This window comes from Streptomyces sp. NPDC046712 (assembly GCF_040645695.1).
In the GTDB taxonomy this organism is placed as follows: domain Bacteria; phylum Actinomycetota; class Actinomycetes; order Streptomycetales; family Streptomycetaceae; genus Streptomyces.
This window is the reverse complement of sequence record NZ_JBEYYW010000002.1, coordinates 211,589-224,404: the sequence shown is the minus strand read 5'-3', so window position 1 is coordinate 224,404 and position 12,816 is coordinate 211,589. Positions and strand designations below refer to the sequence as shown.

Genomic DNA, 12,816 nt, shown 5'->3' with positions numbered 1-12,816 from the left:
GGCCCGGCCATGATCCGCCGGACAGGCCCTAGTCCAGGTATCCCCTGAGCTGGTCCGCGTAGGCGTGGTCCCGCAGCTTGTTGAGGGTCTTCGACTCGATCTGGCGGATGCGTTCGCGCGTCACGCCGAAGAGCCGGCCGATCTCCTCCAGGGTGCGGGGTCTGCCGTCGTCCAGGCCGTAGCGGAGCTGGACCACCTTGCGTTCACGCTCGCCGAGGGTGGAGAGGACGGCGTCCAGGTGCTCGCGCAGCAGGAGAAACGCCGCTGATTCCACGGGACTTGTGGCGTCCCCGTCCTCGATGAGGTCGCCGAGGGCGACCTCGTCCTCCTCACCGACGGGGGCGTGCAGGGAGACCGGTTCCTGGGCGAGGCGCAGCACCTCGCTGACCCGCTCGGGCACCAGGTCGAGCTGGCCCGCGACCTCTTCGGGGGTGGGTTCGTAGCCGCGCTCCTGGAGCATCCGGCGCTGGACGCGGACGACCCGGTTGATCAGCTCGACGACATGCACGGGGACGCGGATGGTCCGGGCCTGGTCGGCGAGGGCCCGGGACATGGCCTGGCGGATCCACCAGGTCGCGTACGTCGAGAACTTGTAGCCGCGCGCGTAGTCGAACTTCTCCACCGCCCGGATCAGGCCCAGGTTCCCCTCCTGGACCAGGTCGAGCATGGTCAGCCCGCGCCCGACGTACCGCTTGGCGACGGAGACGACGAGCCGCAGGTTGGCCTCGATGAGACGGCGCTTGGCCATCCGGCCCAGGACGACGAGCCGGTCCAGGTCGAGCGCCAACTGGGAGTCCAGATCAGGGGTGTTGGCCAGCTTCTCCTCGGCGAAAAGCCCGGCCTCGACGCGGCGCGCGAGCTCGACCTCCTCGGCGGCGGTGAGGAGCGGGATGCGGCCTATCTCCCGCAGGTACTGGCGGAACAGATCGGAAGTGGGTCCGTTCCCGCCGAGGTCGGTGCGGCGGGGGACCGGCTCCGGATCGGGCGTGTCGTCCACGAACTCGGCGGGCTCGGGCGGCTCTGAAGCCTCGGCCGGCTCTGCGGAGGCCGGCGCCTCCGGGTGGTGGGCGGCCGGGCGCTGCCCGGGCACGACATCCGTCGGGGACAGGGTCTGGGTCTGCACGGGGGCGACCTCCAGGGTGATCGCTGCCGGTGCTCCGGGGGCTCAGGCACCGCTCCCCAGTGTGGGGTACGACACATCGCTGCCACGAGGGGCGTGCGGTGACTTTTTGAGTCCGGTGGGTCACCGAACGTCAGAGCGCCGCGGCCCCGTTGGTGCGCAGGGACTGGCCGTACTGGGTGAGGACCCACAGCTCGTTCTGTACGGCGGCGAGCTGCTGCGGGTCGCCGTGGGCGCCGAGGCGGGCGAGGGTGCCCTGGATGTCGCGGATGCGCCGGTCGACGGCGCGCAGGCGGACCGAGACGAGCTGGGCGCCCGCGTAGACCTCGTCGACGGCCTTGGCGAAGATCGCCTCGACGGCGAGTTCGGTGACGAGCGCGCGGACGGTGTCGTTGGGCGCCGCCTCGCGGACGGCGGAGAGGTAGTCGGCGGGTGCGCCGGTGGCGCCGCCCGCGTCCTGGATGCACTGGCGGACGGCGGCGTAGGGCGGGGCCGTGAACTCGTCGGCGCCGTACGCGTCGAAGGCCGGGGAGACCAGCTCGGGGCGCTGGAGGGCGAGCTTGAGCAGTTCGCGCTCGGTGCGGTGGGCGGGGCTGCGCAGATTGAGCGCCGGGCCGCTGCTCGCGGCGGGGGCCTGGATCGGCGGCGGTGCCTGGCGGTTCGGGGCGGCGGGCGCCGGGCCGCGGCCGCCGCGGTCGCGGGCCCAGCGGGCGATCTGCGCGACGCGCTTGACCACGAACTGGGTGTCGAGGATGCCGAGCATCCCCGCGAGCTGGACGGCGACCTCGTGCTGCGAGGCGACGTTCTTGATCCGGGCGACGATCGGCGCGGCCTCGTCGAGGGCGGCGGCCCGGCCGGCCGGGGTCTCCAGGTCGTACCGCTTCACGATCTGGCGGAGCGCGAACTCGAAGAGCGGGGTGCGCGGCTCGACCAGTTCGGCGACGGCCTGGTCGCCCTTGGCGAGCCGCAGCTCACAGGGGTCCATGCCGTCCGGGGCGATGGCGATGTAGGTCTCGGCGGCGAACTTCTGGTCGTCCTCGAAGGCGCGCAGGGCGGCCTTCTGACCGGCCGCGTCGCCGTCGAAGGTGAAGATCACGCGGGCCGAGCCGTTGTCCATCAGGAGCCGGCGGAGGATCTTGATGTGGTCGCCGCCGAAGGCGGTGCCACAGGTGGCGATGGCGGTGGTCACCCCGGCGAGGTGGCAGGCCATGACGTCGGTGTAGCCCTCGACGACGACGGCCCGGCTGACCTTGGCGATGTCCTTCTTGGCCAGGTCGATGCCGTAGAGCACCTGGGACTTCTTGTAGATCGGCGTCTCGGGCGTGTTCAGGTACTTGGGCCCGTTGTCGTCGTCGCGGAGCTTGCGCGCGCCGAAGCCGACGACGTCGCCGCCGACGTCCCGGATCGGCCACATGAGCCGGCCGCGGAACCGGTCGATGGGGCCTCGCCGGCCGTCCTGGGAGAGGCCGGAGACGATCAGTTCCTTGTCGGAGAAGCCCTTGCCGCGCAGGAAGCGGGTGAGGTGGTCCCAGCCGGCCGGGGAGTAGCCGACGCCGAAGTGCTCGGCGGCGGCCTGGTCGAAGCCGCGCTCGGCGAGGAACTTCCGGCCGATCTCGGCCTCGGGCGAGGCGAGTTGGTCGATGTAGAACTGGGTGGCGACCTTGTGGGCCTCGACGAGGCGGATGCGCTCGCCCCGCTGGTGGCCGGGGTTGTAGCCGCCCTCCTCGTACCGCAGCGTGATGCCCGCCTTCGCGGCGAGGCGCTCGACCGTCTCCGAGAAGGAGAGGTGGTCGATCTTCATCACGAAGGCGATGGTGTCGCCGCCCTCCTGGCAGCCGAAGCAGTGGAACAGACCCTTGCTGGGGCTGACCTGGAAGGAGGGGGACTTCTCGTCGTGGAAAGGGCACAGGCCCTTCAGGTTGCCGCCGCCGGCGTTGCGGAGCTGGAGGTACTCGGACACGACGGCGTCGATCGGGACTGCGTCCCGTACCGCCTTCACGTCGTCATCGTTGATCCTGCCTGCCACGCATGAATCCTACGGTGTGGCGGAGGGTTTCAGACCAGGCTCTCCAGGGGTACGGAGGGGTCCCCGAGGGCCTCGGTGTCCACCTGGGCACCGGATCGGATGAGCTGCTGGATCGGGTCTGTGACGTCCCACACATTCACGTTCATCCCGGCCAGGACCTTGCGGTCCTTGAGCCAGAAGGCGATGAACTGGCGCTTGCCGACGTCGCCGCGCAGCACGACCTGGTCGTAGGAGCCGGGCGGCGCCCAGCCGGAGTACTCCATGCCCAGGTCGTACTGGTCGGAGAAGAAGTACGGGACGCGGTCGTAGGACACCGTCTGGCCGAGCATGGCGCGGGCGGCGGCCGGGCCGCCGTTGAGGGCGTTGGCCCAGTGCTCGACGCGCAGCCGAGTGTGCAGGAGCGGGTGGTGGGCGGCCGCGACGTCGCCGGCCGCGAAGATCTCGGGGTCGGAGGTGCGCAGCGAGGCGTCGACGGCGATGCCGCCGCCGTGGGCGCGGTCGACCAGGTTGAGGCCGGCGGCCTCGGCGAGGGCGGTGCGCGGGGCGGCGCCGATCGCGGCGAGGACGGCGTGTGCGGGGTACTCCTCGCCGTCGTCGGTGCGGACGGCGAGGACCATGCCGTCCTGGCCGACGATCTCGGTGAGCCGGGCGCCGAACACGAAGCGGACGCCGTGCTCGGCGTGCAGATCGGCGAAGAGCTGCCCCAGCTCCGGGCCGAGGACGTGGTGGAGCGGAGTGGGCTCGGACTCGACGACGGTGACCTCGGCGCCGTAGCCGCGGGCCGCGGCGGCGACCTCCAGGCCGATCCAGCCGCCGCCCGCGATCACCAGGTGGCCGTTGTCGCGGCCGAGGGCGGCCAGGACCTGGCGCAGCCGGTCGGCGTGGGCGAGCCGGCGCAGATGGTGGACGCCGGCGAGTTCGGTGCCGGGGATGTCGAGGCGGCGCGGCTCGGCTCCGGTGGCGAGCAGGAGACGGTCGTAGCGGATGGTGGTGCCGTCGCCGAGGCGTACGGTGCGGGCCTCGCGGTCGATGGAGGTGACGGGCTGGCCGAGGTGGAGCTCGACCTCGGCGCGGGCGTACCAGGCGGGCTCGTGGACGAAGACGCTGTCCCGGGCCTCCTTGCCGGTGAGGTAGCCCTTGGAGAGGGGTGGGCGTTCGTAGGGGTGGTCGCGTTCGTCGCCGATGAGGATCACCCGGCCCGTGAATCCCTCGGAGCGGAGCGTCTCCGCCGCCTTGGCCCCGGCCAGGCCCCCGCCCACGATGACGAAGGTCTGATCTGCGTCGACCACTTGATGCCTCCTCGTTGCGACCGCTTCTACGCTACGCCTCCGGGCGTTCGCCGAGCCGTACCGCCTCGGGCTCCCGGACGAGCGTCCCGCACGGAGCGTGAGGGCGAAAGGGGGCGGGCGGGCTCCCTGGCGCCGGACAGGCCCTAGGAGTGGTGGCGGCGCAGGCGCGCGTGGAGGGTGCGGGCGGAGGCGTCGGTGAGTGAGGCGATCTGGTCGATGATCACCCGCTTGCGTGACCTGTCGTCGCCGGCCGTGTCGAACAGGGCGCGGAACTGCGGGTCGAGGCCCTCGGGGGCGCGGGCGGTGAGCGCCTCGGCGAGTTCGGCGAGGACGATGCGCTGGTCGGCGCGGAGCGCTTCCTGTTCGGCGCGCTGCATGACGTACCGGTCGGCGACGGCCTTGAGAACGGCGCATTCGTTGCGGGTCTCGCGGGGGACGACGAGCTCGGCGGCGTACCGGGTGAGGCGGCCGGAGCCGTACGCCTGGCGGGTGGCGCCCTCGGCGGCGAGGCAGAAGCGGCCGATGAGCTGGCTGGTGGCGTCCTTGAGGCGGGCCTGGGCGACGGCCGAGCCGTCGTAGCCGTGCGGCCACCAGTCCTGGTCGACGAGCCGGTCGAGCGCCTCGGCGAGTTCCTGCGGGTCGGTGTCCTCCGGTACGTAGCGGCCGATGGCGACGGTCCAGATGTCGGCGCGCTCGGGCTCGGAGAAGAGCATGTTCGGGTCGATGTGGCCGGCGTGCAGGCCGTCCTCGAAGTCGTGGACGGAGTACGCCACGTCGTCGGACCAGTCCATGACCTGGGCCTCGAAGCACTTGCGGTGCGCGGGGGCGCCCTGCCGGGCCCATGCGAAGACGGGGAGGTCGTCCTCGTACACGCCGAACTTGGGCGAGTCGGGGTTCTCGGGGTGACCGCCGCGCGGCCAGGGGTACTTGGTGGCGGCGTCCAGGGCGGCGCGGGTGAGGTTGAGTCCGACGCTGACGGGCTCGCCGGTGGCGGGGTCGGCGATGAACCGCTTGGGCTCGATCCGGGTGAGGAGGCGGAGGGACTGCGCGTTGCCCTCGAAGCCGCCGCAGTCCTTGGCGAAGTCGTTGAGCGCCTGCTCGCCGTTGTGCCCGAAGGGCGGGTGGCCCATGTCGTGGGCGAGGCAGGAGGCCTCGACGAGATCGGGGTCGCAGCCGAGCGCGGCGCCGAGCTCGCGCCCGACCTGGGCGCACTCCAGGGAGTGGGTGAGCCGGGTGCGGGGGCTGGCGTCCCAGGCGTGGCTTCGCGATCCGGGGGTGACGACCTGGGTCTTGCCGGCGAGTCTGCGCAGGGCGCTGGAGTGCAGCACCCGCGCGCGGTCGCGCTGGAAGGCGGTCCGCCCCGGCCGTTTGTCGGGCTCTGCGGCCCAGCGCTCGGTCGCGGTGTCGTCGTAGCCGGGGGTGTCCGTGATGCCGGGGGTGTCCGTGAAGCCTTCCATGCTCCGACGGTAACCGGCGGGACGGACAACCGGGGCGTGACGCCACCCGGGACTGGCCTTCAGGTCAGGAACTCGTAGGAGTACAGGCCACGTTCGCCGACCGCGACGAGTCCGCGGCCGTCGGGGAGCCAGGTGCAGGAGGTGTAGGGCGTCTCGGCTCGGACAGCGGCGACGGTACGGCCGGTGGCGGCGTCCAGGACGCGGAGCATGGTGCCGGCGATGGCGATCCACTTCCCGTCCGGTGAGACGGAGAGGCCGTTCACCGGGCCGTCGGGGTCGGTGTGGGTGGCGAGGGGCTCGCCGGTGCGGGGGTCCCAGTGGGTGAGGGCTCCGGTGGTGGAGGTGGTGAGGAGGCGGGTGCCGTCGTGGGTGACGGCGAGGGCGGTGATCCTTCCGTCGTGCGGGAGGTCGAGGTGCCCCTCGGCCGACCGCCGGCCCGGCGCGAGCCGGAACACGTGCACCGACGACTCCGCCCCGGCGGGGCCAGAGCCGGACCGGTGGCGCAGTACGGCCAGCCAGGTGCCGTCCGGCGCGATGGCAACCGTTTGCGCCCGGCCGACCGTGCCCGGGGGGCGTGCCAGGAGGGCGGTCCGCCGCTCGGTGGAGCGGTCCCACAGCTGGAGCGCGCCGTCGGAGTCGGCGACGGCGATCCAGCTGTCATCGGGGGCGACGGCGAGGGCCTGCGCCGAGACGGTGTGGCCGAGCCGGAGGACGACGGGGCTCGCGCCCGGCGAGCCTTCGACGCTCCCGATCTCGACCCTGAACAGGTGCCCGGCGGCGTACCAGCCGCCGTTCGCGCCGAACGCGACCGGCCCCCGGTAGTCGTCTCCGTTCCCGGAGGACAGCGGGCTCCGCCAGGTGTCGCCGAGCGGGTCGCCGAGCCGGGTGACTCCGTCGCGGTGTGCGACGGCCAGCAGTCCGCCGTGTCCGAGGGCGGTGACGGTCCGCATCCCCTCGCCCTCGCCGGACCGGAACCGCTCGGGTCCGGAGCGGTCCCAGATCTTGACCGACCCGTCCTCCCCCGCGCTGATCAGCCGGTCGCCGTCGGGCGTGAAGGCGACGGCGTGGACCCCGCCCTGGTGGGCCGAGTAGCGGGCACGGCAGGTGCGCAGCGCGCGATTCCAGACCGCGAGCGTCCCGTCCTCGCCGCCGCTCGCCAGCCACCTGCCGTCCGGGGACACCGCGACGGCGGTGGCGGCGCCGCTGTGGGCGTCGTCGATCGTGGTCGTGGCACCCGAGCCCTGCGGGCCCGACTCGTCCCACAGGTGCAGCGTGCCGTCGTCCCAGGCCGCGACCGACCACCCGCCGTCCGGCCCGTAGGCGAGAGCGTTCACCTGGCGGCCCGCGCGACCTCCCCGGGCCGGCAGGTACGAAGAGAGGTCCCCGGACATCCGCCTCGCGCCGGCCCACCCACCGAGTGCCAGCAGGGTGGTGTCCGGAGCGACGGCCAGGCAGGTGGCGGCCGCACTGGATATCCGTCTGGCTTCGGCGAGCCGCACCCCGCCCACGGCGTCCCAGAGCTCCACATGACGGTCCGAGACCGTCACCACCCGGGTGCCGTCGGGGGTGATCGCCAGGGCGTGTACCGACGCGCCTTCCTCCCCGACCGGCCCGAGCGTCTTCGTCGGCATGGTGGCTCGGTCGAGTGACCAGAGGTGAACGGTGCGGCCGGAGCCGGCGGTCGCAAGCCAGGTGCCGTCGGGGGACATCGCCAGGGACCGGAACCGGCCCTGGCCGCGGACGTCCACGGCCAGTCGGCCGCCGCTGTTCGGGTCGAGGCCGCGGGCCATGCCGTCGGCTCCGATCGTGACGAGCGCGTCGCCGGCCGGGGAGACCGCCACGGCCCACACGGGCCCGTTGTGGCCGAAGAAGGTACGGATCAGCGCCGGTTCCGGCAGGTCCGGCGGGGTGCGGCGGTTTCGGAGGTGCGGCCCGAGTCCGGGATCGGCGCGGCGTTCGTCGATGCGGTCGCGCCAGAGCGGGAGCGACTCCAGGCGGCTGTGCAGGACGTTCGTCAGCAGTTCGGGCGGGTCGGTGGGGGTGAGGAGGTGGGCGGTGCGGGTGAGGTCGTCGGCGAGGTGCGCGGCCGTACGGGTGGGGACGGCGGCCAGATCCGCCCAGGCCGCAAGTGGGCCGCGCTGGTGCAGTCGGGTCTCGATCCAGCGGAGGTCGCTCGCGACGCGTTGCGCCTCCTGCCTCCGCCCGGCCGCGAGCAGGTGCTCGACGGCGTGGTCGAGGACGTAGCCCCGGATGTCCTCGGCGGGCGCCCAGGGGGTCGGACCGACGGCGTCGGCGAGCGTGCCGTGCAGGGCGGTCACGGTCGGCTCGCCGAGTTCCTTCTGCAGGTAGTCGCGGAGCACGTCGTGGAGGGTGATCCGGCCGCCGTGGTCGGAGGAGAGCGAGACCAGGGACAGCCGGTCGAGTTCCCCGCAGAGGGCCCGGGTCTCCGACTCGTCGAGTCCTCCGGTCTCCGACCAGAGGCGGGCGATCAGGGGTACGGGGATCGACTCGTCCTCGGCGAACACCGCGAGTTCCGCGAGCCGCCGGTCGCCGCCGGTCGGGAGCAGTGTGGTGGCCGCCTCCACCGTGGCCCGGACGGCCAGGGCACGGCGCGCCGGATCGTCGAGGTCGAGTGGCGCGGAGTCGGCGTCCACGATTGCCGGGCCGTTCGCGGCGAGCCCGCGCAGGGCGTCCGCCGCCGCGGCCGCCGGGTCCGTGCCGGTGGCGATCCGGCGCGTGATCAGGCGGTTGGTGAGGCGTAGCAGGAGCGCCCAGCGCCCCGTGGCCTCCAGGAGGTCCCGTACGAGCGTCTCGGGGAGTGCGGGCAGCTCCCGGGTCAGGACGGCGCGGGCCTGGGCGGGGGACATCTGGTCGACCCGGACCCGCTCCGTGCCGCGGGGCAGGGCCCCGGGGACCCGGGTGGTGACCAGGCGTACGCACCGGGCTCCGCCCCTCAGGAACGGGTCGAGCTGCTCGGCGTCCCAGACGTCGTCCAGGACGAGGAGGGTCGGGGGACGGCTGTCGAGGAGCCGCCCGAGGTGGTCGCCGGCGAGGCCCGGGTCGTCGAAGGTCGTGGTGTCGCCGGTGATGAAGCGGGTGGCCTCGGCGACCTTCGCCGCGACGGCGGCGCGACCGCGGACGTCGCGACCGATCGTGACGGTGTAGGTCCGGCCACGGAAGTGCCTGCGTACCCGGGGACTTGCCGCCACCGCTCCGGCGAGGACGGTCTTGCCGAAGCCGCCCGCGCCCTCCAGGGAGGTGGTGATGGCCACCGTCCGGCTGCCGCGCCCTCGGCCGGTGCGGCACACGGCCTTGACCGTCCGCGCGCGTTCGGCCCGGTCGACCACCCAGTCCGGGACAGGGTGTTGCGGGGGTGGGGGCGGGTCGGTGGCCACGGTGGAGGTCCGCTCCTGCCGCCAGGCCACGACCACGGCGACGAGGACGCCGACGGCGGCGAGGCCGGCCACCCACCACCACGGCTGTTGCCGGACACGGTCGAGCACTCCCGGCCAACGCTCCCTGGACGTCGCCGCGTTGGCCGCCAGTGAGACCAGTACGGCGACCGCCGCCGCGATCGCGGCGAGCGAGGCTCCCTTGACGGCACCGCGCATGATCCACCCCCCGCCCGCAGAATAGCCACGGCCCGCGGGCGGCGTCAGCGGCTGACGGCGAGCTCCCTCGGCGCGGCGAGGGTCAGGGCGCGGTCGTAGCGGTGCAGGACCAGGCGGGCCAGGGCGGGGTGGGCGCCGAGGGGCGTGGCGGCGATCCAGGGGGCGTGGGCGGCGGCGCGGGTGGCGAACAGGCCGGGGGCGGTGAAGCAGGAGGCGACGGCGATCCGGTGCCGGCCGCGGGCGGCGAGCATGCGCAGGGCCTCGGGCACGGTGGGTGCGGCGGCGGAGGCGTACGCGGGGAGGACGGGCACTCCCCCGAGCCGTTCGCCGAGGAGGGCGGCGGTGTGGCGGATGTCGGCGAGGGATTCGGGGTCGCGGGAGCCGGCGGCGGCCAGGACGACGCCGGTGGAGCGGGAGGCGCTGTCCGCGGAGGTCCAGCCGGCCTCGGCGAGCCGGTCGGCGAGGGCCTCGACGAGCAGGGGGTGCGGGCCGAGCGGGGCGGCGATCCGGGTGCGCAGGGCGGGCGCCGCGGCGGCCGCGGCGGGCAGGTCGTGCTTGACGTGGTAGCCGCGACCGAAGAGCAGGGGCACGAGTACGGCGTCGCGCCCGCCCTCCTCGGTGAGGCCGGCGAGGGTCTCGGTGAGGAGGGGGGCGTTCAGCTCGATGTGGGCGAGGCGGACGTCGAGGCCGGGGCGGAGTTCACGGACCCGGTCGAGCAGCAGGGCCAGGGTGGCGCGCGCCCGGGGGTCGCGGCTGCCGTGGCCGACGGCTATCAGGGTGGGCGGGCTCGTGGGCCGCCTGCGCGTGCTGTCGCGGTGGAGATGGCTCAGCTGGCTGCCGAGCTGCGCCGTGATCCGGCCGAGCAGCTCGGCGGTGCTGTCGAACGTGGTGTCCGGCTCCGTCATGCACCGATCCTGACGGCGGCTCGTTGCCTCCCCGTTGCGCAGGTGTCACGAGTGTTTTCCTTCGGCTCACCTCCCGCCCGGCCGCGATGTCAGGCGCCGGCGTCCAGCCAGACCCGCAACGTCCCGATCTCCTCGAAGCCGACGGCCAGGGCGGGCGGCAGATCGTCGCCGGACTCGTAGCCGACGACGGGGCGGCCGTCGGGCACGAGGCCCAGGCAGCCGGCCCAGGCCTCGGCCGGGTCGGCGCCGTCCGCGGCGAAGAGGTTGGACACGCCGGTCACCCGGCCGCTGTCGCTGAGCACCGCGCCGCCCGTGATCCGGCCGTCGGCCCCGTACCCGGCGACGACCGTCGTCGCCGGGTCGGTGAGCAGTTCGGCACGGAAGAGGGCGGCCTCGTCGGCGTCCCCGCCGCTCCACGCGAGGGCCCAGGCGGCGAGCTCCTCCGCGGTGCGGACCGCCTGCCAGCGGGTGTCGACGGCGGGCACGGGGAGTCCGGCGGGCCGGTGGATCCACTGGGCGTCGAAGAGCGTACGGAAGCCCTCACCGGTCAGGTCCAGACGGGCGAAGCTGTCCTTGACGGAGGCTCCGGGCGCCTTCCGGTCGATGCCGTCGAGGACGTCCCGTACGGACGCGTCGGCGGTCAACGTCACGGCGTCCGGGTAGTAGAGCGGGGTCCTTCGGGCGTTCGTCCAGGCGTGCGGGCCGAAGGCTCCGGGGCGGCCGTGGGCGCGGCACATGGCCTCGCACCACTCGGCGTTGTTGCGGACAGCTTCCGTGATCATGTGCGGATCGTACGGTTCTCCCCCTCACTTACTCATTCTTTTATCTAGCGGAATATCTTTTCCGCCATGCGAATGACTTCCTCTCCTCTGCCCCAACTCCCCGGGCTCCTCAGACGGGCCGTCGCCGAACTCGTCGGCACCGCGGCGCTGGTGGCCGTCGTCGTGGGCTCGGGTATCCAGGCCACCGCGCTCAGCCAGGACGTCGGCGTGCGTCTGCTGGCCAACTCGCTCGCCTCAGCTCTCGGGCTCGGCCTGCTGATCGCCCTCCTCGGCCCGCTCTCCGGCGGCCACCTCAACCCGGTCGTCACCCTCTCCGAGTGGTGGGCCCGGCGGGGCGAGGACGACGCCCCGGGCGTCCGCGAGGTCGCCGTCTACCTCGCCGCCCAACTCGTCGGCGCGGTCGCCGGCGCACTGCTCGCCGAGGCCATGTTCGGGCGCACACCCGGCATCTGGTCCACACAGATCCGCTCGGACACCCATCTGCTGCTCGGCGAGACCGTCGCCACCGCCGGGCTCGTCCTGCTCGTCCAGGGGCTGCGCCGCATCGGCCGCTCCTCGCTCGCCCCGGTCGCCGTGGCCGGATACCTGCTGGCGGCGATCTGGTTCACCTCCTCGGGCTCCTTCGCCAACCCGGCCGGGACGGTCGGCCGCGCCTTCTCCGACTCCTTCACCGGAATCGCCCCCGCCTCGCTGCCCGGATTCATCGGCGCGCAGCTCCTCGGCACCCTGCTCGGCATCGCCCTCGCCACCGTTCTGTACGGCCGCGGTGAACCGAACGGCCCCCGTTCGCGTCGAGAGGAGTGACGGGGCAGACAAGATCCACGGAGGTTCGTCCATGCGACGCGTACGCGTACCGGCCCGGGTGGCCACCCGGCTGAAGCGGGTGACACCACTGCCCCGCACCACGCGTGCCCGCCGCCGTACCGTCCAGGCCGTGATGCTGGGCGCCGTCCTCGCCCTCGCCCCGGCCACCTGGACGCACGCCGTCGCCGACAGCCGGCTGCGGACCACCGCCGACGTACCCGCCCAGGACGTCGCCGTCGTCTTCGGCGCCGGACTCTGGAACGGCCGCCCCACCCCGTACCTCGCCCACCGCCTCGACACCGCCGCCGAGCTCTACCGCGCCGGCAAGGTCAAGGTCGTCCTCGTCACCGGTGACAACAGCCGCGTGGAGTACGACGAGCCCGACGCGATGCGCGCGTACCTCACCGAGCGCGGGGTGCCGGAAGGCCGGATCGTCAGCGACTACGCGGGCTTCGACACCTGGGACTCCTGCGTCCGCGCGAAGAAGATCTTCGGCGTCGACCGGGCCGTCCTCGTCACCCAGGACTTCCACATCAAGCGGGCGGTGGCCCTCTGCCGGGCGGCCGGGATCGAGTCGTACGGCGTGAAGGTCGTCGAACCCCACGACTCCGTCTTCTACTACGGCGGCGTCCGGGAGCTGGTCGCCGCGGGCAAGGCGGCCCTGGACGCGACGGTGCGACCGGACCCGCATTTCCTCGGGGAGCGCGAGAAGGGCGTGACCGAGGCGCTCGCCTCGGCAGGCTGACCCTCACGTCGGGGACGGGGTCCGGGGGAGCAGATGGCACGGGACTTGTAATCCGGGGCGCCCCCTCCCGTAACACG

General features: G+C 73.5%; 8 protein-coding genes and 1 pseudogene. 2 read left to right on the top strand and 7 right to left on the bottom strand.

All coding sequences use genetic code 11. The features are described 5' to 3' along the window. Positions 1-28: 28 nt before the first annotated feature. The 7 genes and pseudogenes from ABZ939_RS03300 to ABZ939_RS03270 all read right to left on the bottom strand — a co-directional run. Positions 29-1,150, bottom strand: a pseudogene (locus ABZ939_RS03300) (RNA polymerase sigma factor); the annotation flags it as partial. A 103-nt stretch (positions 1,151-1,253) separates the two neighbouring features. Then, positions 1,254-3,146: a DNA primase gene (dnaG, locus tag ABZ939_RS03295; protein WP_361848497.1), complete on the bottom strand. Its 1,893-nt coding sequence runs from the start codon at positions 3,144-3,146 to the stop codon at positions 1,254-1,256. A 29-nt stretch (positions 3,147-3,175) separates the two neighbouring features. After that, complete coding sequence (locus tag ABZ939_RS03290; protein ID WP_361848494.1) at positions 3,176-4,435, bottom strand: FAD-dependent oxidoreductase; 1,260 nt, start codon at positions 4,433-4,435, stop codon at positions 3,176-3,178. A gap of 143 nt (positions 4,436-4,578) precedes the next feature. Continuing rightward, positions 4,579-5,892 (bottom strand): deoxyguanosinetriphosphate triphosphohydrolase, encoded by a 1,314-nt coding sequence (locus tag ABZ939_RS03285; RefSeq protein WP_361848491.1) that lies wholly within the window; start codon positions 5,890-5,892, stop codon positions 4,579-4,581. 59 nt (positions 5,893-5,951) lie between these two features. Then, positions 5,952-9,503 (bottom strand): NB-ARC domain-containing protein, encoded by a 3,552-nt coding sequence (locus tag ABZ939_RS03280; RefSeq protein WP_361848488.1) that lies wholly within the window; start codon positions 9,501-9,503, stop codon positions 5,952-5,954. 44 nt (positions 9,504-9,547) lie between these two features. Beyond that, the gene (locus ABZ939_RS03275; RefSeq protein ID WP_361848485.1) at positions 9,548-10,408 is read right to left on the bottom strand and encodes a sirohydrochlorin chelatase; all 861 of its coding nucleotides are present in this window, start codon (positions 10,406-10,408) and stop codon (positions 9,548-9,550) included. A gap of 89 nt (positions 10,409-10,497) precedes the next feature. Next, positions 10,498-11,190, bottom strand: coding sequence for a hypothetical protein (locus ABZ939_RS03270; RefSeq protein WP_361848482.1), 693 nt, complete (start codon positions 11,188-11,190; stop codon positions 10,498-10,500). A 66-nt stretch (positions 11,191-11,256) separates the two neighbouring features. Between ABZ939_RS03270 and ABZ939_RS03265 the strand changes: the two genes are divergently transcribed. Then, the gene (locus tag ABZ939_RS03265) at positions 11,257-11,994 is read left to right on the top strand and encodes an aquaporin (RefSeq protein WP_361848479.1); all 738 of its coding nucleotides are present in this window, start codon (positions 11,257-11,259) and stop codon (positions 11,992-11,994) included. 31 nt (positions 11,995-12,025) lie between these two features. After that, on the top strand, positions 12,026-12,739 hold the full coding sequence (locus tag ABZ939_RS03260) for an ElyC/SanA/YdcF family protein (protein WP_361848476.1): 714 nt from the start codon (positions 12,026-12,028) through the stop codon (positions 12,737-12,739). Positions 12,740-12,816 lie beyond the last annotated feature (77 nt).

Excerpts from the sequence above, each read along its gene's own strand:
- ABZ939_RS03260 (WP_361848476.1), top strand. The coding sequence starts at position 12,026 with ATGCGACGCGTACGCGTACCGGCCCGGGTGGCCACCCGGCTGAAGCGG.
- ABZ939_RS03265 (WP_361848479.1), top strand. The coding sequence starts at position 11,257 with ATGCGAATGACTTCCTCTCCTCTGCCCCAACTCCCCGGGCTCCTCAGA.
- ABZ939_RS03270 (WP_361848482.1), bottom strand. The coding sequence starts at position 11,190 with ATGATCACGGAAGCTGTCCGCAACAACGCCGAGTGGTGCGAGGCCATG.
- ABZ939_RS03285 (WP_361848491.1), bottom strand. The coding sequence starts at position 5,892 with ATGGAAGGCTTCACGGACACCCCCGGCATCACGGACACCCCCGGCTAC.
- ABZ939_RS03275 (WP_361848485.1), bottom strand. The coding sequence starts at position 10,408 with ATGACGGAGCCGGACACCACGTTCGACAGCACCGCCGAGCTGCTCGGC.
- ABZ939_RS03280 (WP_361848488.1), bottom strand. The coding sequence starts at position 9,503 with ATGCGCGGTGCCGTCAAGGGAGCCTCGCTCGCCGCGATCGCGGCGGCG.